The 21,236-nt window shown below is 56.4% G+C and carries 24 protein-coding genes and 1 tRNA gene; 12 read left to right on the top strand and 13 right to left on the bottom strand.

Annotated elements, in window-relative coordinates:
• Positions 1 to 4 precede the first annotated feature (4 nt).
• Entirely contained in the window at positions 5 to 3,148 is a 3,144-nt protein-coding gene (locus GOV89_RS11040; protein ID WP_171238200.1) for an efflux RND transporter permease subunit, read from the top strand.
• Between the two features lie 244 nt (positions 3,149 to 3,392).
• Here GOV89_RS11040 and gntH read toward each other — a convergent pair whose 3' ends face one another.
• A complete protein-coding gene (gene gntH / locus GOV89_RS11035) occupies positions 3,393 to 4,592 on the bottom strand; it encodes a guanitoxin biosynthesis MBL fold metallo-hydrolase GntH (protein WP_171238199.1) in 1,200 nt (399 codons plus the stop codon).
• On the opposite strand from gntH, the gene GOV89_RS11030 reads away from it, so the two are divergent.
• Together GOV89_RS11030 and GOV89_RS11025 are read left to right on the top strand one after the other, a co-directional pair.
• Entirely contained in the window at positions 4,540 to 5,532 is a 993-nt protein-coding gene (locus GOV89_RS11030) for a class I SAM-dependent methyltransferase (protein ID WP_171238198.1), read from the top strand. The genes gntH and GOV89_RS11030 overlap by 53 nt on opposite strands.
• Entirely contained in the window at positions 5,532 to 6,407 is an 876-nt protein-coding gene (locus GOV89_RS11025) for an MBL fold metallo-hydrolase (RefSeq protein ID WP_171238197.1), read from the top strand. The genes GOV89_RS11030 and GOV89_RS11025 overlap by 1 nt, the downstream gene beginning before the upstream one ends.
• A 186-nt stretch (positions 6,408 to 6,593) precedes the next feature.
• Here the strand turns inward: GOV89_RS11025 and GOV89_RS11020 are convergent.
• Both GOV89_RS11020 and GOV89_RS11015 read right to left on the bottom strand, forming a co-directional pair.
• Positions 6,594 to 6,679: transfer RNA gene (locus GOV89_RS11020), tRNA-Leu, on the bottom strand.
• Positions 6,680 to 6,844: 165 nt separating this feature from the next.
• Entirely contained in the window at positions 6,845 to 7,111 is a 267-nt protein-coding gene (locus GOV89_RS11015; protein WP_171177687.1) for a DUF2312 domain-containing protein, read from the bottom strand.
• Between the two features lie 151 nt (positions 7,112 to 7,262).
• Between GOV89_RS11015 and GOV89_RS11010 the strand changes: the two genes are divergently transcribed.
• Complete coding sequence (locus tag GOV89_RS11010; protein ID WP_171177689.1) at positions 7,263 to 7,481, top strand: hypothetical protein; 219 nt, start codon at positions 7,263 to 7,265, stop codon at positions 7,479 to 7,481.
• Positions 7,482 to 7,490: 9 nt separating this feature from the next.
• Here GOV89_RS11010 and GOV89_RS11005 read toward each other — a convergent pair whose 3' ends face one another.
• Positions 7,491 to 7,706, bottom strand: a complete 216-nt coding sequence (locus tag GOV89_RS11005) for a hypothetical protein (RefSeq protein WP_171177691.1) — start codon at positions 7,704 to 7,706, stop codon at positions 7,491 to 7,493.
• A gap of 244 nt (positions 7,707 to 7,950) precedes the next feature.
• Between GOV89_RS11005 and GOV89_RS11000 the strand changes: the two genes are divergently transcribed.
• From GOV89_RS11000 to GOV89_RS10985, 4 genes are read left to right on the top strand one after another with little or no spacing between them, the layout of a single operon-like run.
• Positions 7,951 to 8,814, top strand: coding sequence for an MBL fold metallo-hydrolase (locus GOV89_RS11000; protein ID WP_171177693.1), 864 nt, complete (start codon positions 7,951 to 7,953; stop codon positions 8,812 to 8,814).
• A 25-nt stretch (positions 8,815 to 8,839) separates the two neighbouring features.
• Positions 8,840 to 9,268: a YeeE/YedE family protein gene (locus tag GOV89_RS10995; protein ID WP_171177695.1), complete on the top strand. Its 429-nt coding sequence runs from the start codon at positions 8,840 to 8,842 to the stop codon at positions 9,266 to 9,268.
• The gene (locus GOV89_RS10990; protein ID WP_171177697.1) at positions 9,268 to 9,699 is read left to right on the top strand and encodes a DUF6691 family protein; all 432 of its coding nucleotides are present in this window, start codon (positions 9,268 to 9,270) and stop codon (positions 9,697 to 9,699) included. The genes GOV89_RS10995 and GOV89_RS10990 overlap by 1 nt, the downstream gene beginning before the upstream one ends.
• Before the next feature lie 9 nt (positions 9,700 to 9,708).
• Complete coding sequence (locus GOV89_RS10985; protein ID WP_171177700.1) at positions 9,709 to 10,140, top strand: TIGR01244 family sulfur transferase; 432 nt, start codon at positions 9,709 to 9,711, stop codon at positions 10,138 to 10,140.
• Between the two features lie 13 nt (positions 10,141 to 10,153).
• Here GOV89_RS10985 and GOV89_RS10980 read toward each other — a convergent pair whose 3' ends face one another.
• The 5 genes from GOV89_RS10980 to GOV89_RS10960 all read right to left on the bottom strand — a co-directional run bounded on the left by GOV89_RS10980 (position 10,154) and on the right by GOV89_RS10960 (position 16,070).
• Positions 10,154 to 11,257, bottom strand: coding sequence for a FliM/FliN family flagellar motor C-terminal domain-containing protein (locus tag GOV89_RS10980; RefSeq protein ID WP_171238196.1), 1,104 nt, complete (start codon positions 11,255 to 11,257; stop codon positions 10,154 to 10,156).
• Positions 11,258 to 11,335: 78 nt separating this feature from the next.
• Positions 11,336 to 14,014: a sensor histidine kinase gene (locus GOV89_RS10975; protein WP_171238195.1), complete on the bottom strand. Its 2,679-nt coding sequence runs from the start codon at positions 14,012 to 14,014 to the stop codon at positions 11,336 to 11,338.
• Positions 14,014 to 14,319, bottom strand: coding sequence for a hypothetical protein (locus GOV89_RS10970; protein WP_171177706.1), 306 nt, complete (start codon positions 14,317 to 14,319; stop codon positions 14,014 to 14,016). Before GOV89_RS10970 ends, GOV89_RS10975 begins: the two co-directional genes overlap by 1 nt.
• On the bottom strand, positions 14,319 to 14,699 hold the full coding sequence (locus GOV89_RS10965; protein ID WP_171235232.1) for a response regulator transcription factor: 381 nt from the start codon (positions 14,697 to 14,699) through the stop codon (positions 14,319 to 14,321). Before GOV89_RS10965 ends, GOV89_RS10970 begins: the two co-directional genes overlap by 1 nt.
• A 78-nt stretch (positions 14,700 to 14,777) precedes the next feature.
• A complete protein-coding gene (locus GOV89_RS10960; protein ID WP_171177710.1) occupies positions 14,778 to 16,070 on the bottom strand; it encodes a helix-turn-helix domain-containing protein in 1,293 nt (430 codons plus the stop codon).
• A 211-nt stretch (positions 16,071 to 16,281) separates the two neighbouring features.
• Between GOV89_RS10960 and GOV89_RS10955 the strand changes: the two genes are divergently transcribed.
• The 4 genes from GOV89_RS10955 (at position 16,282) to aat (ending at position 19,509) form a co-directional block, all read left to right on the top strand.
• Positions 16,282 to 16,818: a LuxR C-terminal-related transcriptional regulator gene (locus GOV89_RS10955; RefSeq protein ID WP_171177712.1), complete on the top strand. Its 537-nt coding sequence runs from the start codon at positions 16,282 to 16,284 to the stop codon at positions 16,816 to 16,818.
• Between the two features lie 150 nt (positions 16,819 to 16,968).
• The gene (gene accB, locus GOV89_RS10950; RefSeq protein WP_171235234.1) at positions 16,969 to 17,469 is read left to right on the top strand and encodes an acetyl-CoA carboxylase biotin carboxyl carrier protein; all 501 of its coding nucleotides are present in this window, start codon (positions 16,969 to 16,971) and stop codon (positions 17,467 to 17,469) included.
• Between the two features lie 9 nt (positions 17,470 to 17,478).
• A complete protein-coding gene (accC, locus tag GOV89_RS10945) occupies positions 17,479 to 18,825 on the top strand; it encodes an acetyl-CoA carboxylase biotin carboxylase subunit (protein ID WP_171238194.1) in 1,347 nt (448 codons plus the stop codon).
• Positions 18,826 to 18,876: 51 nt separating this feature from the next.
• Positions 18,877 to 19,509, top strand: coding sequence for a leucyl/phenylalanyl-tRNA--protein transferase (aat, locus tag GOV89_RS10940; RefSeq protein ID WP_171238193.1), 633 nt, complete (start codon positions 18,877 to 18,879; stop codon positions 19,507 to 19,509).
• Here the strand turns inward: aat and GOV89_RS10935 are convergent.
• The 4 genes from GOV89_RS10935 to GOV89_RS10920 form a co-directional block, all read right to left on the bottom strand.
• A complete protein-coding gene (locus GOV89_RS10935; RefSeq protein WP_171177720.1) occupies positions 19,464 to 19,832 on the bottom strand; it encodes a DUF2155 domain-containing protein in 369 nt (122 codons plus the stop codon). The genes aat and GOV89_RS10935 overlap by 46 nt on opposite strands.
• Positions 19,829 to 20,281 carry an outer membrane lipid asymmetry maintenance protein MlaD gene (mlaD, locus tag GOV89_RS10930; RefSeq protein WP_171238192.1) on the bottom strand — a complete coding sequence of 151 codons (453 nt, stop codon included), beginning with the start codon at positions 20,279 to 20,281 and terminating at the stop codon, positions 19,829 to 19,831. Before mlaD ends, GOV89_RS10935 begins: the two co-directional genes overlap by 4 nt.
• 11 nt (positions 20,282 to 20,292) lie before the next feature.
• Positions 20,293 to 20,676, bottom strand: coding sequence for an NADH:ubiquinone oxidoreductase subunit NDUFA12 (locus GOV89_RS10925; protein ID WP_171177723.1), 384 nt, complete (start codon positions 20,674 to 20,676; stop codon positions 20,293 to 20,295).
• Positions 20,677 to 20,756: 80 nt separating this feature from the next.
• The gene (locus tag GOV89_RS10920) at positions 20,757 to 21,119 is read right to left on the bottom strand and encodes a RidA family protein (protein ID WP_171238191.1); all 363 of its coding nucleotides are present in this window, start codon (positions 21,117 to 21,119) and stop codon (positions 20,757 to 20,759) included.
• Positions 21,120 to 21,236 lie beyond the last annotated feature (117 nt).

Raw genomic sequence — 21,236 nt, 5'->3', positions numbered from 1 at the left:
TCTGATGGAAACCCTTACCTTTCGCCACCCCCGGCTGGTTGCCCTCATCATTTTGGTGCTTGTATCTGCAGGCCTGTCTTCGTTCCTATCTCTTGGGCGACAGGAAGACCCTACGATCACCAACCTCTTCGCAACTGTAACGACACAGTTCCCGGGTGCAGACCCAGAACGGGTTGAAGCGCTGGTTACAGCAGAAATCGAAGAAGAGATGCGGAAAATCGCCGAGGTGGATGAGATCAGTTCAGTCTCCCGCTCGGGTGTGTCGGTCGTTTCGGTAGAATTGCTGGAAACGCTAGACGAAGCCACCATTGAGCAGGTTTGGGCCGAGGCTCGGGATGCCGTCGAAGATGCGCGCCAGAATTTTCCCATAGGAGTTTTGCCACCGGAATTCGATGCCGAGGGCATTTCTGCCTATTCTGCGGTCATTGCAGTTGCGGCCGAGGATCCAGACTTTCCGTTAACTTTGTTGTCACGTCATGCCGAAGCACTGGGCGACAGATTGCGTGCGATACCTGATACACGCGCAGTGGACTATTTCGGTCAGCCAGAAGAAGAGGTGCTCGTAAGCGTCGATATGGACAAGGCCGCTGCGCTTGGGCTTGGCGTAGCCGAGATTTCCCAACGGATCGCCGAAGCAGATGGGAAGGTCCAGTCTGGGCGTTTGCAGTCCGATGTCGACCTGACAATAGGCATCAGCGGAGAAATTGAGACTTTGGACCGCATTCGAAGCATCATCCTGCGTGAAAACGCAGGTGGTGCCGTGGTGAAGCTCGGAGATATTGCCAGCGTAGATCGTGGCGCACGCGAACCGCAGTCCTCAATCGCGTTCGCCAACGGAAAGCCCTCAGTTTTGGTCGGGATTCTGGCGCAGGACGGCGTACAGATCGACCGTTGGACAGGCTTCCTTCGGGATGAGCTTGATGCCGGCGCCGCGTCGGTTCCTTTGGGCATGCAGGAAATACTGCTATTTGATCAAAGCCAGTACACGACGGATCGTTTGTCAGAGGTTGGGGTCAACATGGCCATTGGCGTGGCTCTGGTCGTGGCAGTTTTGTTTGTTACGTTAGGGGTTCGGGCAGCCGCGATTGTGGCTTTGGTTTTGCCGGTTGTCTCCTTGGCGACCCTGGCGACGATGAACATGATTGGATTGCCAATTCATCAGATGTCTGTGACCGGACTGATTGTTGCCCTCGGACTGCTCGTTGACGCAGCCATCGTGATGACCGATGAAATCCGACGTCGTCTGCAGGATGGGATGGAGCGACTTGCAGCCGTGCGAGATGCTGTTTGCAGGTTGGCCGCGCCACTGCTGGCATCGACCGTGACAACGGCGCTTGCCTTCACGCCGATGATCTTGCTGCCGGGACCCGCAGGCGATTTTGTCGGCGCCATCGCTATCGCCGTGGTTCTTATGCTTGTCTGGTCCTTGGTTGTGGCCTTGACTGTGACTCCGGCGATTGCGGGCTGGCTACTGTCCGATCGCCCAGACGCAGGAATGCTGAGCCGCGGTATCAGCATCCCGCCACTTGCCCGTATGTTCGAGGCCTCAATTCGATTGTCTGTTGCTAATCCCGTGCGATCCATCGCGTTGGCATTGATCTTGCCGGTGCTTGGCTTTGCGGCCTTTCCAACGCTGACCGCGCAATTCTTCCCGGGCGTCGACCGCAACCAATTCTATATCGAAGTCGATATGCCGGGTGGAACGTCAATTGCCACCACCGAAGCAACCGCCCGCCAGATCGATGAAATGCTGATGGCTGACGACGGCGTCAAAAGTGTCTACTGGACCGTCGGAGAGTCCGGTCCGGCATTCTACTACAACATCGTTGGAAACCGCTCACGCGAGCCTGGGTTCGCACAAGCTATGATCACGACCGACACGGCCGACGACGCCTCCCGCCTTGTTGGAACGTTGCAGAGTCGTCTGGATACTGGCTTTCCTGACGCGCAGATCATCGTTCGCAGTCTTGTTCAGGGCCCTCCGGTCGCCGCACCGGTTGAAGTCAAAATTCAGGGCCAAGACATCACGGTATTGCGCAATCTGGGCGACGAGGTGCGTTCAGTCATGGCCAATCTCGATTTGGTGACTCAGGCACGCGCCAGTGTGAACGGCGGCACCCCTCAAGTCCGGTTCGAGATTGATGAAGTCAAAGCCCGTCTGCTGGGGCTGGACGTGGCGGATATAGCTGGCCAGCTGGACACGGCGCTGGTTGGCATTACCGGTGGATCGCTGATCGAAGGAACCGAGCAGTTACCAGTCCGCGTTCGCTTAGGTGACGAGGTGCGTTCAGATCTAAGCACGATTGTCAGTATGCCTATCCTACTGCCAAATGCAGCTGCGATATCTGCGACTGGAGCCTTCCCAGCGGTACCGCTGTCGGAATTGGCCAAGCCCGTGATTGAACCGGCAGAAAGCGTAATAACTCGAACGGATGGCGTGCGCGAAAACACCATACAGGCGTTTATCGTACCCGGTGTTTTACCCGAAGAGGCATTGCAGGACATACTAGAAGCGCTTGATGCGTCCGGGTTTGTGTTGCCGCAAGGCTATTCGATGTCCTTAGGCGGCGACAGTGATGCCCGATCCAACACCGTGGGCAATCTGCTTGCCTCTGTTGGTTTGATTGTCACACTCTCCTTCGCGACCATCGTTCTGACCTTTAACTCGTTCCGACTAACACTGGTGACCTTGGTCGTGTGCGTGTTGTCTGCAGGCCTTTCAATGCTGTCGCTGGCGGTTATGCAATTCCCGTTCGGTATAACAGCAATCATCGGGGTCATCGGCTCGATCGGGGTTTCGATCAACGCGGCGATCATAATTCTGACCGGGTTGCAACAAGACGTTGACGCAAGCCAAGGCGACCGAGCGGCCGTGGCGCGCGTTGTGACTGGTTCAAGTCGGCACATCATCTCGACAACGGTCACTACCTTCGGCGGGTTCCTACCCCTGATCATGGGTGGAGGCGCATTTTGGCCGCCATTCGCCGTTGCAATCGCCGGAGGCGTTTTGTTGTCGACTGTCGTATCCTTCTATTTCACCCCACCCGTGTTCGCGTTGGTGTATCGTGGCAAGCTCAACAAACCGCTTGAGGCAAACAACCAACATTCCCAGCCTCGAGAAGCAATTGTCGCACTTGTGGCAGAATGAGGATTGAGACTACTTCTCCTTGCGAGTTGGTATGTTTCGAAGCCGTCGTTGTTCGAAGCACGGTTCAAGTTCTGTTATGGGCCGCACACGGACTTAGCAAATTCTGGTTTCTGCGCATTACCACCATTCGCCACTGGTGCAGGATCTGACGCTCTTGGGCTCCAAGTAGACCTTAACTGCACCGGGCATGAATGACTGCTCTGCGAATTAAGCGGCCGCTAGTCCCACTGAAGCGCATTGCAGGCTAGTCTCCGTTAAGATTTAGGCGACCCGCATTAAGCCAATCCGACAGCTCTGTTCTTTCGCTGGGGTCAGGTGGGCCCGCAGGAGTTGGAGGGTCAACAGGCAACGGACTGTCTGATCCGACGATCTCTCTAACACTTACGGCATCTTCCGAAACATTCCAAACAAGCATGTCCTGAGCCAAAGTGAGCGGGCCGTCATACGTCTTTCGGATTGCTGCAATTGTGTCCGGAGCAATATCGAAATCGGCAAATGTATGGTAGGCAATCGCATGCCGCGGCTCAATCATCGCGAATAGTTTTCCGCACGCGTCTGGTGGCGTGTGAACCACCGTTGCCACCAATCGGGCGCGTTCAGGGTCGTAGTTTTTGATATCAATGAATTGTTGGATCGTTAAGTAGCATTCGTGAATGACAAGATCCGCTTCTTTAGCGTTTTCCACGAACCACTTGTTTGGGTTGGTGTCACCTGAGTAGACGAATTTAAGTCCTTTCCACTCCAAGCTGTAGGACACTGAACCGTCTATGCCGTGAATCGCGGGCCAAGATCGAATGACAACACCATCGCTTTCATAAACTATCTGTGTCTTAGAATAGTCGAACTCAGTCACCGAGAGGTGTCCACCTGCCGAGGGCATATTCCCGCGCCGCCCTGCCAAGTCCCAGCCCAACATTTTGAGGAGGCCATCCATGGCCGCAGCGGTCCCGTATTCTGGCTTTAAGCCACTTGGTCCCCATACCTGCAGGGGAACCGTTCGGTTTGACACCCAGCCACCCACAAAAAGTGCATCGAGGTCTCCAATATGATCTACGTGCAGGTGGCTAATGAACACTTTGTCCAGATAAGTGTATGGGATTTCCAACGCGGCCAAATTTGCTAACGAACCAGTTCCGACATCGAAGAGGAACTTGTCGCCATTGCCAAGTTCAACCAACCACGACGCTGACGCTTGAGAGTGTCGAAAATTAGGTGTTCCGGTTCCCAGCGAGATAACTCGCATCTCCGCTTCACCGAGCGGCTCTGCGTTTGGATAATAGAACTTTCGCTCTCCGGACGAACCAGCTGAAGCTGCGCCGCACCAAATCGACGCAAATACAAAACTCAATACCGGCAACAACCTTAGGCGCACGGTTTTCTCCGATTTGCTGATGAAATCTATTGTACAAGAAAATTGCTTCTGTCCAAAATCGCGCGTCTGCATTGGGCTAAATGCGGTCAACTTGCTTAAACCTCTACTTAGCGGAAAAACCCGACATTTGCTTTTTTCCGCCAAACGCCTTCACAATGCTCATATGCAAGATAACCAAGCACAGGCTGACTACTGGAGTTCGAAGAGCGGACTTAAGTGGATAGATTTCGAAAGCGAACTTGATGTGGTATTTGGCGCGGTCGACAAAGCGCTGGTTGAGCGGTCGAAGCCTTCGCCAGGCGAGCGCGTCTTGGACATAGGTTGCGGTACTGGAGCTACGAGCAGGACGTTTTCTTCGCTTGTCGCACCAGGCGGAACAATATGCGCAGTCGACATTTCTGCACCCTTGATCGAACAGGCCCGCCAGCGTGCAAAAGAAGCAACGGTTGAAGCACAGTATCTGTTAGCGGATGCGCAAACCGACCAGTTTCCTGACGCGCCGTTTGATTTGGTGATCTCTCGCTTCGGATCAATGTTCTTTGCCGATCCCGTTGCTGCCTTCGTCAATATTCGGGGCCAGATCAAGCCATCGGGCCGAATGGCTCTTGCTGCATGGGCACCGGCCAAGGGAAATCCTTGGTTTGACGTGCCCAAAGACGGTGCGGTTGACAGGCTGGGACCTTTAGAAAGCTCAGACCCCAACGCCCCTGGACCGCTGGGCTTTCAGAACGCTGGCCATGTCGCTGGAATTCTAGAAGAGGCTGGTTTCAAAGACGTGAACGGCGAAACGATCAGGGTAAACCTAACTCATCCCGGGCCCTTGGAGCGTGTTGCGGCTTTGGCTTCGAATATCGGCCCGGCAGCGAGGATACTCAAGAAGTACTCCGGGAGCGAGGAAGATATCGAGGCGATAACCGATTATGTAATCGCCAATTTTCGCTGCTTCGAAGTCAACGGAGGCATCCGCATCCCGGCAAATCTGAATTTCTTCACAGCCAGAAATCCGGGCTGATGACCTCAACTGCAACTTTGCGAGTATTGGAGCCAGCCCCCAATATTTTGGCGTTTTATGACGGTCGGGTTGCAGGGGCCCGACTTCATTCTCCGTCGTGGAATTGGATGGACGACGCGGCATATACACTCGGGGTCGCCAGCTATGCCATCCTCAATGGCACTGACGCTGTGGTCTATGACACGCACATCTCGCTTGATCACGCTCGTTGGATACGAAGCGAGCTGCAACGTCGTGGGGTGACGTCAATTCGGGTTGTGCTTAGCCATCATCACAAGGATCATATCGCAGGAACCGAGGTGTTTGCTGATTGCGAAATCATTGCGGGCAACAAAACGGCAAAGGCGCTGGTAGAAAAAGAGGAAAGTTATTCGAAGAGCGATCCGCCGATCAAGCCGGTAGTGATGCCCACAACTGTGTTTGACGGTGAAATGGCGTTGAGTGTTGGGACGACCGACATTGAACTACGTCCTTTGGATATTCACAGTCATGACGGTGTCGCGCTCTACCTTCCAAAGTCCAGGATCTTGCTGCCGGGTGATGCACTGGAAGATAGCGTGACCTATGTCGCCGAACCAGATCGCCTTGATATTCACCTGGCCGAACTTGACCGGCTTTCCACCTGGGATATTTCGGCCATCCTGCCCTGCCATGGTGACCCCGATCGGATCGCAGGAGGTGGATATGATCGCTCATTCATAACGGCTACGAGGCAATATGTTGCAAAGCTCTTGCAGTGCCGCGATGGGGCAGGATGGAGCAATCTTACGCTTCGGGAATTTGCGAAAGTCTGGTTCGAAGAAGGCTCGTTGACCTACTTCGATGCCTATGAGGGCGTGCACCAAGACAACCTGCAGTCTGTGACCGGCGTCTAAAAACGGCGAACTGTTTTGGTCCTGAATGACGTCCGTTGTGGGCTCGAAGCCGTCATAAGGCGGTGCAGGCGCGAGGCTGTGACCTCTGCCGATCCTTCCGCATATCCGGCGCAGATTGCGGGGCCTAGTTGGGGGATTGATGCGGAAGGTTCTTTTTCATTTGTTACAGAGTGTTAGATAAAATTTTGGTGCGGGCGGTGGGACTCGAACCCACACGGGCATACGCCCTTCAGATTTTAAGTCTGATATGTCTACCATTCCATCACGCCCGCACGGCGTGGCCTTGTCGGGCCCTGCATTCCCCTTACAATCACAACCGGATGAGAACAATGCACTTTGATGCAAATGCGGCTGTAAATATGTCGGGAAATCCAGTTACAAGACATCCCTCTTCCCGATTAATAAGGGCGTGGCGCTGCCCCGCCCTTTTGGAAGGCTCACATGCCCAGCGCTTCTTTATACATTTCCAAAACCGCCTCTTCCTCAGCGATGTCATCCTTGTCCCGCTTTCGCAACGCGATCACCTTACGCATGACCTTGGTGTCGTAGCCCCGCGCCTTGGCTTCGGCCATGACTTCCTTCTGTTGCTCGGCCAGGTCCTTTTTCTCGGCATCCAGACGTTCAAACCGTTCGATGAACTGGCGCAGCTCGCCTGCTGTTACGCGATAGTTGGCGGCGGCCTGATCTTCGGTGATATCTTCCATATGCGTCTCTCCCAAAGGCTGAAAATCTGATGCAAGATGCCGGATACAGTGCTGCCGCCCGGGTCGCAAGCACCCAATCCCCGGTCGCACTTGTACGATCTGATTCGATCCGTTAAGCGCGGTGTCAGTTCACGATGAGATGTGGGGAACCATGTTCGAATTCATCACCTGGGGCGGTGCAGCCCTTTCCCTTGCCGGGCTCTTTGGTCTGGTCTGGTGTATTCTTCGCGTGATGAAAGCGCGCAAGGCCGGTTTGTCGGATGACGAGTTGCGCGCGGTGGTTCAGGGCGTTCTGCCCTGGAACCTGGCCTCTTTGTTCTTGTCTGTGATTGGACTGATGATGGTTATCCTAGGGATTTCCTTCGGATGACCCCCCTTGTCAGATCGGCAGGTTGTCGAACTGCGCTTCCATAGCGTCTTCACACAACGCCGCATCGAGACGCCGCAATCGAGATGGCACATGCATCCCCTGCTGGCGCATACGATCTACAACCTTGCTTACACTCGGTTGAAGCGCCAACCGCGTGTCCAGACACGCGCCTTCCAGTTTCTGCTCAAGCTGTTCTGCTTCGGAATACAGATTAGTTGCTGTCATAACCATCCTCCCAAGTGTTGCCAGTATTCCAAATATAGGTAACGGGAATACGACCCACAGATATTAACCTGAACTTGTGCGGGAATTTGCCTGACGTATTCGTAATTTCGGCAATTCGGCGCAGATAGGTTAAAGTTTAAGCCAATTTAACCGAACCTGCCTTGACGGGCATCAAATTCAGATTGGCAGTTGTGTCACATTCCAAATTACATATATGATATACACAACGGAAACGGAGGACCTCATGACGCCCGCAGTGAAAGCGTTTTTCGACGATCAGACCTTTACGGTGTCCTACGTCGTTCACGAACCACAAGGGCGCGCCTGCGCCATCATCGACAGTGTTTTGGATTTCGATCATGCCTCGGGTCGAACAGCGACCACATCTGCAGATCAAATCATCGACTATGTGCGCAGTCGCGATCTCAAGGTCGAATGGGTTTTAGAAAGCCACGTTCACGCCGATCACCTGTCTGCGGCCCCCTATCTGCAACAGGAACTTGGCGGCAAGATCGGGATTGGTGCCCAGATCGTTACTGTTCAGGACACGTTCGGCAAGGTCTTCAATGAAGGAACCGAATTCCAACGCGATGGCAGTCAGTTCGATGCGTTGTTCTCGGAAGGTGACAGTTTCCACATTGGCCAGATGCGCGGCGACGTGCTGCACACTCCGGGTCACACACCTGCCTGCCTAACCTATGTCATTGGCGACGCCGCCTTTGTGGGCGACACACTGTTCATGCCTGATTTTGGTACAGCGCGCTGCGACTTCCCCGGCGGCTCTTCGGCAACCTTGTATGAGTCGATCCAGAAAATTCTGGCCCTGCCTGATGAAACGCGCATCTATGTGGGCCACGATTACAAAGCGCCGGGCCGCGAAGAATACGCTTGGGAAACAACGGTAGGTGAGCAAAAGGCGCTGAACGTGCACATCGGACAGGGGCGTAGTATCGAAGAATTTGTGGAAATGCGCGACGCACGTGATGCGACCTTGGCGATGCCGCGCCTGATCTTGCCCTCCTTACAGGTGAATATGCGCGCAGGGCAGATGCCTCCGGCGGATGAGCAAGGTGATGTCTTTCTGAAACTGCCGGTCAACAAGCTCTGACGCGAGTTAAAAAAGGATATAACTTATGGAAATAGAATGGGTCTGGGGCCTGTGCGGCGGTTTACTGATTGGGCTGGGCGGCGCAGTTTACCTGCTTGGGAATGGCCGGGTTATGGGCGCAAGCGGCATTCTGGGCGGCCTTGTTGACGGCAGCGCCCGCGATACGAAGGCCGAGAAGTTGGCCTTTGTTGCAGGCCTGATCGGCATGCCTCTTCTGCTGCGACCGCTGATCGCGCCCGAGGCCCAAACGCATCTCACCAGCAACTTGGGCCTTGTTGTCATAGCTGGTTTGCTGGTTGGCATCGGCACACGTATCGCCAATGGCTGCACATCTGGTCACGGGGTCTGCGGCATCTCTCGGTTCTCACTCCGCGGCATTGTGGCCACCGTCTTCTACATTCTCGCCGGGGGCGTGACCCTTGTTCTGCTACGCCATATCTGGGGATTGATCTGATGCGCCTTCTTGTTGCCCTAACAGCTGGATCACTATTTGGTGCCGGATTGTTGATTTCTGGCATGACCGATACGACAAAAGTTCAAGGATGGCTGGACGTATTCGGCAACTGGGATCCGACTTTGGCGTTTGTTATGGGGGGCGCCATTTTGCCAATGCTGGTCGCATGGCGACTGACGACCGGGCGCAAGCCTTTGACCGGGAATGAATTTCCGCCTCCTGCGAAGCCCGAAGTGGATCGTAGACTGGTTGTGGGTTCAGTCCTATTCGGCATGGGTTGGGGGCTGGTTGGGCTCTGCCCCGGACCGGCCATGGCCTCGCTGAGTTATGGTGGGCTTGGAGGACTGGTTTTTCTGGTCGCAATGGTGGTTGGTATGTTCCTGGCCCCGACCTTTGGCGCGCAACTGGACAGAGCAGCAAACGCAGCCTAAGGAATTGGCATGGAGATTCGACCGATCACCCCCCGCTATGCCGTCTCACCGCAGATCACAGTTGATGATGTGCCAGCGATAGCTGCTGCCGGCTTTGTCAAAGTGATCTGCAACCGACCCAACGTCGAAGTTCCACCCACAATGCGATCCGACGCGATCGGTGATGCAGTGCGCGCTGCGGGCATGGAATACGAAGTGCTTGAGTTGACCCATCAGACCATGACGCCCGAGAATGTGCAGCGTCAGCGCGATATGGCGGAAAATTGTAGCGGACCGGTCTTGGCCTATTGCGCTTCGGGCACGCGATGTTCAGTGATTTGGGCTTTGGGTCAATGCGAACATATGAGCACGGATGACATCCTGACCGCGACCACAAACGCCGGATACCAGTTGGACGGTCTGCGCCCTGCTCTCGAGCAACTTCGCAGTAAGGCTGGTTAGACCTAAAGCGTTATTACTGTTCACCCAGCCCTGGTTCTGATGCGTTCAGACCGGCCAGCTGCGAGATTTCCGCCACCATCTGCTCAGACTCGCCAAGGACCAGATCCCCCGAAAGGATCCCGCCGGTCTCGGCCAAGGGCACCGGGGGCGTGATTTCAGCGGCGCTGTCAATTGGCGCGTCCAGGCTGCCCTGAGGGTTTAGCCCTCCCCGGCTTTCGATAAACTCCTGGGCTTCTGCTCCGCTCAGCGCTGGTAAAGCAGCATGCTCGTTTAATCGAATGGCCCTTAGACCACCGCACTGCCCCAAGCGACCAACACCTGCTCGCGTTCGTTCAATCGTCAGAACCTCAGTTAGATCCAAGCGCGCGCCGCGTAACGGCAGGACATCACCAACCTGCATCCCAGACAACGCGGACAATGGCAACGTCATCCGACACAAGGCCGCATTCAAATCCGCCCTTACCATACCCGAAGACTGTTCAATGCGGGGGCCTGCAGGGCTTGGGGTTTCCTCCACAACTTCTGGCGCAACCGGTGCTTCGGGTAAAATGACCGAAATCTGCCCTTGCCGTACCCCGTTGGCCAAATCGACGGTCAGGTCGAAGATGCGATACTCGTCTTCTGTCATGGCCAGAGACAAGCCCCGCAAATCTGAAGCGCGTGACGAATACTCGTTCCCCTCAAGGCAAACTTGTTCTGTCGTCGGGTCGATTAGACCCGCAGATCGAGCCAAAGCCGCTTCGACCAGTGGCGCAACCATGGCGGCGTCGGTATCTGTAAAGGCCCGTGGTGTTGGCGTGCCCGACATCACCTCACCGATGGTTTGCGTTTGAACGATGGCGGACACCAAGTGCGGGTCCAAGCACGTGGCTGCACGTCCCTGTGGCCCATCAAACACCAGTAGCAACCAGTCTTGACCAATCGCTTCAACCAGATGTTCAGCAGACTGACTGGTTTGTCTGGCCCCGATCACTGCAAGCGGCAAGTTCAGGCGATCCCCCGCGGCCCGCGCGAACCCCAAGCGCAGCGCCCGCAGAACCGAGCGCGGCCGGTCGTCCAAATCCTTTTGCCCAGCGGACAGTTTGCGCACCAATGCGGCATTGACGGGTTCTGACATAACGCCTGATCACCAATTGTTTCAGCAATTGGCAACAGGTTTACACCGTCGGACGTTACGAAGTTCTTTATGACCGCTTCACTGAGCGGCCTGTCGGTGCGCCAATGGCAGGCTGACTCGGAACGCCGCCCCGCCCTGCCCCGGTAAATAGCTGATCTCGCCCCCCAACCGCTGCATGATTTCGCGGCAAATTGCCAAGCCCAGACCTGCCCCTCCGGCCTTGTCGCCGCCGACGCGGGCAAATTTCTCGAACACCATCGAGCGCGCGCCGGGCGGAATGCCACTGCCATTGTCGATGAAATCTATGATGACGCGCCCGCCAACATCATATGCGGAAATGGTCAGAACGGGCTCGTCCGCGTCACAGTATTTCTGTGCGTTTGAGATAAGGTTAATGAACACCTGCCCCAACCTGTCCAGATCCGTGTGCAAGACAATCCGTTCGGCCGCACGGGCGCGACGCACGCTTATCTTGCGGCCAGCACCAGCCAATGCGCTGGACACGGCCCGATCCAGGACCGAGCGCAGACTATCATAACCCAAGTTGAGATTGACTTGCCCGTTTTCCAGCACGCTCAGATCCAACAGATCATCCAGCAAGCGGGTCAAACGCAGCGCTTCGTCTTGGATGATCGTCGCGTATCGGGTCTGCTCATCCCTGCTCAGCCCTTCGGTATCGCGCATGATTTCAGAAAACGCGCGGATCGAGGTCATCGGCGTCCGTAACTCATGACTGACCTGACTCAGAAAGTTGTCCTTTTGCGCCGACACCTGCGTGAGTTTGGCATTTGCTTCGCGCAGTTGCCGTGCCGTCCGGCTGAGTTCAGAGGACTTCACCTCAAGCTGACTGGAATACTCCAGCAACTGCGCCGACTCATCCGCAACAGCCAAAAGGTCTTCGACCGAAACCGACGAGCCGCCGACGATCTGCCCAATCATCGCGTGAGCCGTGGCCGTTCCAACTGATCCGCTCAATTCGCGTTCAAGGCGGCCCAGGAATGCTGGCGTGGGCTCGGGCAGATGCGATCGACCTCCTTGTTTCTTGGCCTCGGCCTGGAAAAACTCCTGCGCGGGCCCGGTGCCTAGAATCCGCTGGGTCATGATCATCAAATCTTCGCTTTGCGCGACCGATCCGGACCAGCCACGGGGTGCGACCGAATGATCGAATACATTGACAAATTGCGCGCCCTGCAACCGTTCCAACGGGCTGGGAAAACTCAGCAAAGAGGCCACACAGAACGCGATTGTGTTCAGCAAAAGTGACCACATCACGGAATGGACCATTGGATCGATCCCCTCGATCCCGAACAAGGCCTGTGGGCGCAGCCAGCTTATGCCGAACAACCCGTTCTGCAGCACCGACTCCGGCATCGACGCGCCGCTCATGCCGGGCAACAACAAGGTGTAAATCCACAAAACAAAACCGACCGTCAGCCCCACCAGAGCTCCGGTTCGCGTTGCCCCGCGCCAAAACAGACCGCCGACCAAAGCCGGTAGAATTTGAGAGATCCCCGCAAAAGCGATCAATCCGATTGAAGCCAGCGCTGCGCCGCCACCAGACAAGCGGTAGTAGAAAAAGCCCAACGCCATAACAGCCGCGATGGACACACGACGGGCCATCAAAACGATATTGCGCACATCGCCAGAGACCGAGCCAGTACCTTCTTGTGTGTTCAACCAGATGGGCATGACAACATGGTTCGACACCATCGTGGACAAAGCCATGGCTGTTACGATCACCATCGATGTCGCGGAAGAAAATCCGCCAATGAAAGACAGCATCGCCAGCCAGTCATTGCCTTGCGACAACGGTACGGTCAGGACGAACAGGTCGGGGTTAGCCCCTTCGGGCAGCAGGTCCAGACCCACTACGGCAATCGGTACTACAAACAAGCTCATTAACAGCAAGTAGAGGGGGAAAGCCCAGGCCGCGGTTCTAAGGTGGCTTTCATCATCATTTTCGACCACCATCACCTGGAACATGCGCGGCAAACAGATAAAGGCCGCCGCCGACAGGAATATAAAGGTCGTCCACCGCCCGGCATCAACATGCCACTGCCCGATTTCCGACGCGTCGATCCGCTCCATCATCGGGCCGATACCGCCAGCGATGCCCCACACGACAAAAACGCCGACCGCAATCAGCGCAAACAGCTTAACGATAGCCTCCACCGCGATGGCCGTAACAACCCCGTGGTGGCGTTCGTTCACGTCCAGATTACGCGTTCCGAAGAGGATGGCAAAAACGGCCAAGCCAGCCGCAACCCAAAATACACTGGACCCTTCGCGATACAGGCCCGATGGGTCAGCTTCGGCAAAGATCGAGAAAGACAGGGTAATCGATTGCAGCTGTAGCGCGATATATGGCGTTCCGCCCAATACCGCCAGAATGGTTACGCAGACCGCCAGCGTGTTTGATTTACCATAGCGAGACGACAGCAGGTCCGCGATTGAGGTCACTCTTTGACTGCGCCCCACACGCACCAGTTTGCGCAGCCCCCACCACCAGCTGACCATGACCAGTGTCGGGCCAAGGTAGATCGTAACAAACTCCAACCCTGACCGCGCGGCGTTGCCCACGGCGCCATAGAAGGTCCAGGCGGTGCAATAGATCGACAGCGACAAGGTGTAGATCAGCGGCGAGCGCAACCATTTCCCACGCCCAGCAGCAGCCATGCGATCCGCAGCGAAGGCGACGGCAAACAGAAAGACCACATAGCCCAGACAAACCAGAATCAGAACGTTTACGGTGGTCATCACTCGGCCCCTGTTTCAGGGTCCTCGGGCGTGCGCATACGGCGCGCGGCAAAGCCGAAAATCACGCTGATCAAGATCAGCGCGCCCCAGCAGACGAAGATGTAGAAAATTGCCGAAGAAAGCGGTACGGCCGCATCTCCGCTGGACCGGTCGGGCCAAAGAAGCGGCAGTGCGAACAAGAGCGCCCCAAGAAACGGCAAAAACCGGGCCGCATCCGTCAGTCTGCGACGGCGATAGCTTTGACGTTCCAGAAAAAGCGAGGGTCTGGGGCTGGATGGCTGACCTTTGTCGCTCTCGTCTGACATTACATTTGCGTCGCCTGCGCGTGAAGATCACGCACAGCCGTCAACACTTCGGCGTTGGAAAACGGTTTGGTCATAAAGCGGCTAACGCCTGCATTTTCCGCCATTTCCCGGTCGCGCGACTGCCCGCGCGCCGTCAGCATCAAGACCGGAAGGCTTGCCAGTTCTTCCATCTCTCTGAGATCGCGCAGAATATCCATGCCGTTTTTACCCGGCAACATAACATCCAGAATAACCAAGTCGGGCTGAGCCCCCTGGATAACCTCAAGCGCATCGGTGCCATCGCCATGAATCTCGACCTGCCACCCCTCGCGGGATAACAGGAACCGGATTGCTTCGGCAATGTTCGGCTCGTCCTCGATCAACAGAACCTTGCGGCTCATATTTTCTGTTCCTCCCCAAAACCGGTCGTCCGTCCCGCAACCGATTAGGATCAGATTAAGCGTTCTGTCAGGAAAGTGTCAAAAACCTTCGCTCAAAATCGACGGTTCGCGGCGAGCGGTGCATTCGTTGCGGGGGCAGACCCGGCAGTTCGGCCCAACTTGCGTAACCGGTGCATCACCGGCTTGCTCTTGAACCGGCCGTACCAGCATGACGGATCGATAAGCCGGATCCTGATCATAGCCCGGCACCGCATGGGGCCACGCATAGGCAAAGCACTCGAACTCAGCCGAAGCCCGCCCGGTTTGCTCGACTTGCTTACGCACCGGAACCAAAGGTCGGTTCAGCGCCGTGAAAACAGGCCAAAGCGGACAAGCCTCGCCATGTCTGGGCATGGCAAATCCTGGTGTTGGTTTTAGAAACAAGATGCTGCCGGATGCATCGCACAACACCAACCCCGCCGGTTCAGAAACAACACTTTCTGGCAAAAAAGCCAAACGCCGCAGCACGGTCGCCATGTCGACAGAAAAATGATGGGCCAAATCAACGGGGTCTGGTTGGGCGCCCCGAACACGAGCGGCGACAGCATCCAGTGGCATTGCCCGGGCGTCAGCCCTGTAAATCTCCAACATCTCGCGTGCCAAGGTTTGGGCTGCTGTGGTATTTAGGCTGCTCAGATCGACGGCATCCGTAGCGCCCCCCTCTTCCAGTTCCGTGAAACTATAATCGCGGGCCTGGAAAAACGCTTCGACCTCCTCCAACGGCACGCCACGCGGGTCGACGGCTGCGTCGCTTTCATCCAGAAATGTCACCAACGCCTTGGAGCTGTCCGCCAACCGCTCGGCATCCTGGTGCAGGTTTTTATGGAACCGTTCGCGCCATTCAGCCTCGATGTCTTCAGTATCCGCAAGAATCGCGGCCGTAGATCGAATCGCTGCCGCGGTCGACAAAACCTCGTGCATCGAGGCCGCCAGATGAGGGTCATGAGTCAGCCGGTCCGATAGGATCTCAACATTTCGTTCGAGCGAGACGACACGGCGATGCATCTGCGCCAGAACACCTGCCCAGCCGGTAAAGCGCCCTGCGAACTCCTCCAAGCTGTCCAACTCTGCATTCTGGCCAACCGCATCATCTGCCGCTTCGCGCAAGGCCGACACCAGCGTGGCTTCTATCCCTCGCGTCAACACCGATGGTTCAACCGACAGGGCCGCAGCAATATCCACCAGCAACTTACCCCCGATCCGACGGCGATTGTGCTCGATAAGGTTCAGGTAAGAGGCCGAAATCCCCGCCAAACGGGCCAGTTCTGCTTGCTTAAGCCCGGCAATCTGCCGCCGCTCGCGAATGCGGCTTCCAGTCAAAGCGTCACGCATGTTAGTTGCCTCCTGACCCGCGACAAGCTAAGCACCCCAAGTTATTTTCGAAACATACTATATTTCTCATTTAGTTAGGTCAAAATTTTCTATTTCGATTTACATAGTTTACACAATCCAGACACACTCCACGACAGCGCAACTTGTCATCATCATGTAAGAAGTTGCTTCACCCCTTCTCTTCCGTGCTGTTTCCCGGCACGATACCCACATGAGCGACCCCGCCTTTGAATACGCACCCATCGGCCTTGTAGAGCTGGAAAACCGGATTATCCGGCGCTGCAATCTGCAGTTCTCGCGCACGTTCGGTGGTGAGGAAGCTGACTATCGCAATATGCCTTTGCTGCACCTCTATCCCTCGGTCGCCGATTGGGAGCGGATCGGAGAGCGCAGCCTGCAAGTGATGCGCGACACCGGATACTACACCGATGAACGCGTCATGCGGCGGCGCAATGGCGATCTGTTCTGGTGCCGCGCTCGGGGCCGCTCACTCACCCCTGATGACCCGTTCCGACACGGTATCTGGAGCTTTTCCGACATCTCGGAAGAACGGCCTCTGGTTGAGTTGACGGTACGTGAACGCGAGGTGGCCATCCTGTCGTGTCGCGGCTTGTCGGCTAAGGAAATCGGTGGGGAACTGGGGCTGAGTTATCGGACAATCGAAGCCTATCGTGCCCGCTTGCTTGAAAAGTTCGGCGCTCGAAAACTTTCTGAGTTGGTCGCAAAGCTGTCGGGAATGCCATTGTGACCCATTCGGCCCCTTAATTTAAGCGGCAAACCAGCTCGCGATGGTGCGAGTCGGCGCTTTTCATGCACGGCTGCTTGGCCTATAACGCTGCGTAATTTGATTAGAGCCCGCAAAAACAGACGGGCCAAAGGGGAACCGTCGAGGACACTCATGACAGATACCAAACACGAAGCGGATGTGGCATTCATCAAGGCTCTGGCTGAATTGCTGCGCGAAAACGACCTGACGGAACTGCAGGTCAAACGCGAATATGGCGAGGAAGACAGCCTCAACGTGCGCGTCAGCCGCATGACACAGGCCGCAGCCGCTCCGGTTCAGGTCGCAGTACCCGCCGCGGCCCCCGCACCAGCCGTCGCCCCTGCGGCTGCCCCTGTCGCAACCGAAACCCCCGCAGCGCAAGAAGACCCGGCCAATCACCCTGGCGCTGTCACCTCGCCTATGGTTGGAACGGTCTATATGCAGCCCGAACCCGGCGCGCCTGCATTCATTAGCGTCGGTGCTTCTGTTTCTGAAGGCGACACACTGCTGATCGTCGAAGCGATGAAAACCATGAACCACATCCACGCCCCCAAATCGGGCTCGATAAAACGCATTCTGGTTGGCGATGGCGACGCAGTGGAATTCGGCACCCCTCTGGTCATCATCGAGTAAGGCGGGCCCATGTTCGACAAGATCCTGATTGCCAACCGAGGCGAGATCGCCCTGCGCGTCATCCGCGCCGCCCGCGAGATGGGGATTAAGACGGTCGCCGTCCATTCCACCGCTGACAGCGACGCGATGCATGTGCGCATGGCAGACGAATCGGTCTGCATTGGCCCCCCGCCTTCACCGCAAAGCTATCTGTCCGTACCGGCGATCATCTCGGCTTGTGAGATTACAGGTGCGCAAGCGATCCACCCGGGCTATGGCTTCCTGTCAGAGAATGCCGAGTTCGTGCAGATCGTCGAAGATCACGGCATCACCTTTATCGGCCCCACCGCGGAACATATCCGCGTGATGGGCGACAAGATCACCGCCAAGGACACGATGAAGGCGCTGGGTGTGCCCTGCGTGCCCGGCTCGGACGGTGGCGTTCCCACGCTGGAAGATGCCAAGCGTATCGGTGAGGAATTCGGCTATCCCGTCATCATCAAGGCTACCGCTGGTGGCGGCGGTCGTGGCATGAAGGTCGCGATGAACGCTGATGAGATGGAAAGCGCCTTTATGACCGCGCGCGCTGAGGGCAAGGCCGCCTTTGGCAACGACGAGGTCTATATCGAGAAATACCTGACCACTCCCCGCCATATCGAAATTCAGGTCTTCGGCGACGGCAAGGGCAAAGCCGTGCATCTGGGCGAACGCGACTGCTCGTTGCAGCGCCGCCACCAGAAAGTGTTTGAAGAGGCCCCCGGCCCCTGCATCACCCCCGAAGAGCGCGCCAGGATCGGCAAGATCTGTGCAGATGCCGTGGCCAAGATCAACTATATCGGCGCGGGCACAATCGAGTTCCTCTATGAAAACGGCGAGTTCTATTTCATCGAAATGAACACCCGCCTTCAGGTGGAACATCCTGTGACCGAAGGCATCTTTGGCGTCGATCTGGTGCGCGAGCAAATCCGTGTGGCCGCAGGCGAACCGATGTCATTTGGGCAAGAGGATCTGGAAATCAACGGCCACGCCATTGAGGTTCGGATCAACGCGGAAAAGCTGCCCAACTTCTCGCCCTGCCCCGGCAAGATTACGGCCTATCACGCGCCGGGCGGTCTGGGCGTGCGGATGGATTCAGCTCTCTATGACGGCTACTCGATCCCACCCTACTATGACTCGCTGATCGCCAAGCTGATCGTTCAGGGCCGCGACCGGGCCGAAGCTCTGGCCCGTCTGGAACGCGCATTGGGAGAGTTGATCGTGGACGGCATCGATACCACAGTCCCTCTGTTCCATGCCTTGCTGCAGGAACCCGACCTGCACAGCGGCGATTACAACATCCACTGGCTGGAGCGCTGGCTTGCGGAGAATATGGAATAGTAACCTCCAAGAACCGGAGGGCGCACGCCTTCCGGTTCCCTCTTACCCAAAATGAGCCTATCCGCTGAACTTTTGCTGCACGGGTACTCCATCGGCATTTTCCCGATGGCCGAACATCGCGATGATCCCGAGTTGTTCTGGGTCAATCCAAAGTTTCGCGGCGTCTTTCCGTTGGACGGGTTCCATGTCTCGCGTAGTCTTTCACGCCGCATCCGCAATTGCGGGTTCGATATCACGATCAATCAGGACTTTTCAGGCGTCGTGGATGGCTGTGCCGACAGGGCCGACACCTGGATCAACGCAGAGCTGCACGATCTGTACCGCCAATTGCACCAAACAGGCTATGCCCATTCTCTTGAAGTCTGGGACGGAGCCGCACTTGTGGGCGGTGTCTATGGTGTAACCTTGGGGGCTGCATTCTTTGGGGAAAGCATGTTCTCACGCCGCACGGATGCGTCGAAAATCGCCCTTGCCTATCTTGTGGACCGCCTGCGACAAACCGGATTCCACCTGTTCGATACGCAGTTTCTAACCGCACACCTGGCCTCATTGGGTGCCATCGAAATTCCACGCAGCGCTTACAAAAAGGAACTGGAAGAGGCTCTGAATCTCAGCGCCGATTTCACAGCATCAATAGATCAGTCCGCAGCAGGTGTAATACAGCGGATCACCCAGACATCATAACGCGCATGATCCAGCGCGTTCAGGGCTGGGGATGTTGCAATCATCCAGCCGTCAAACAACTGATCAGCTTTCCCCGTTTCCCAAATCGTCAAATAGGCAAACGCGTCACCCGTCGGGTTGTCAACCGGATAGCGGCAATCCCCCAGGGCAACGTCCAAGCCAAAAACAGCTTCGGTCTCACCGCTTTGCATTTCAACATCAACGGTTTGACCGCTGACTTTGTCCAGCCCGCGCAGCATGGCCCCCGGACCGGACTGAACCTTTTGTTGAGCAACAGCACTGGTCCCGACCATAAGAAGGGCAATTAAAGCAGCGCGGATCATTCGCTGCCATCTCCGGCCACAAACTTGACCAGCAGAGAGATCAGACTGACCGCGCCTTGCGTATCCTCAATCTCGTCTCCGGGTTCGAAATAGAATGGTGACCCGCCGGGCATTACCTCGACGAAATTACCGCCCAGCAGCCCCTCGGACGAGATCACAATGGCGCTGTCATCCGGCACCAGGACGCCATCGGCAATGGTGAAGGTCGTGTCTGCGCGATAAGTATCCGCGTTCAGCGTCACGCCGGTCACGGTTCCAATCTTGACACCTGCAAGACGAACATCCGTCCCGACACCGACCCCTTCCAACGATCTGAAAGACGCGCCAAGTTCATATCCGGCCGCGCCCTTCGACAGGCCCGTCGATTGGCTGGCGTAAACACCAAATGCCAGCGCACCGGCCAACACGACGCCACCGACAACAACTTCGGTCCAATTATGGCTCGACATCTTTGCCTCGCTTATTCCGGGCTCCAGGCCTCATAATCTTTGCGCTCAACCGGTTCAGCCCGACGCAGCGATCCGGCCGGCGTATAAGCCAGCGCAGTACCCGTCAGGTTTTCCTGATGTGGTTTTTCCCAGGATTTATGCGGTAAAGGTTTGTCCGTCGGAGGTTCGTCCCAGGTGCGGTGCAACCAGCCGTGCCATTCCGGGTCAACTCGACTGGCTTCAGCCTCGCCGTTGAATATCACCCAGCGCTTGCTGTCATCCGCCGTTCGATAAAACACATTGCCTTCATTGTCTTCGCCAACTTTGACGCCCTTACGCGACGTATAGATCTGCGTGTTCAGAGTGGACCCGTTCCACCAGGTCACGGCTCGCAAAAGACTGTTCAGGATTCCCATCGGGTGCCTCCGGCATTTCGGTCGAGGAAAGGTATGGACCAAAGGCTCGCCAAGGTCCAGTGCCACTGGGGTCGCCTGCGTCACTCCGGCAGAAACGCGGTCACTTCAATTTCGATCCTGTATTTTGGGTCGATCAGCCCACACTCAATCATAGTCGCAGCCGGAGGATTTGCGCCGAAGGTTTCAGCCAGAATGGGCCAACACGGCTCAAACTCTGTACGATCCGGCAACATGTATGTCACCCGCACAACATCTTTAAAACTTGCCCCGGCATTTTGCAGAGCAGTTTCGATGGTCGCCAGCGCGGAACGGCACTGCGCAACAATATCTTCACCTTGCCCAACTGTGCCGGCCACGTGAACCCACCCGCCGGCAACGACCGCGCGGCAGTAACCAACTTTTTCCTCAAATTCGCCGCCTGATGAGATCCGCTGGATCGCCATATCGCTCCCTCTTTGTTGTTGGCAATCCGCAAACCGCCATGCCCATCGCAGAACCCCTGCGTTCATTTGGCCTGACTTTTTTCCGAGAAAATCAACTGCGGCGGGGGCAAAGCCCCC

Origin of the sequence: Ruegeria sp. HKCCA5763 (assembly GCF_013034545.1) — a bacterium.
Lineage (GTDB): Bacteria > Pseudomonadota > Alphaproteobacteria > Rhodobacterales > Rhodobacteraceae > Ruegeria.
Note: the sequence above shows the minus strand (reverse complement) of the source record. Positions and strands in the feature narration are given on the sequence as shown.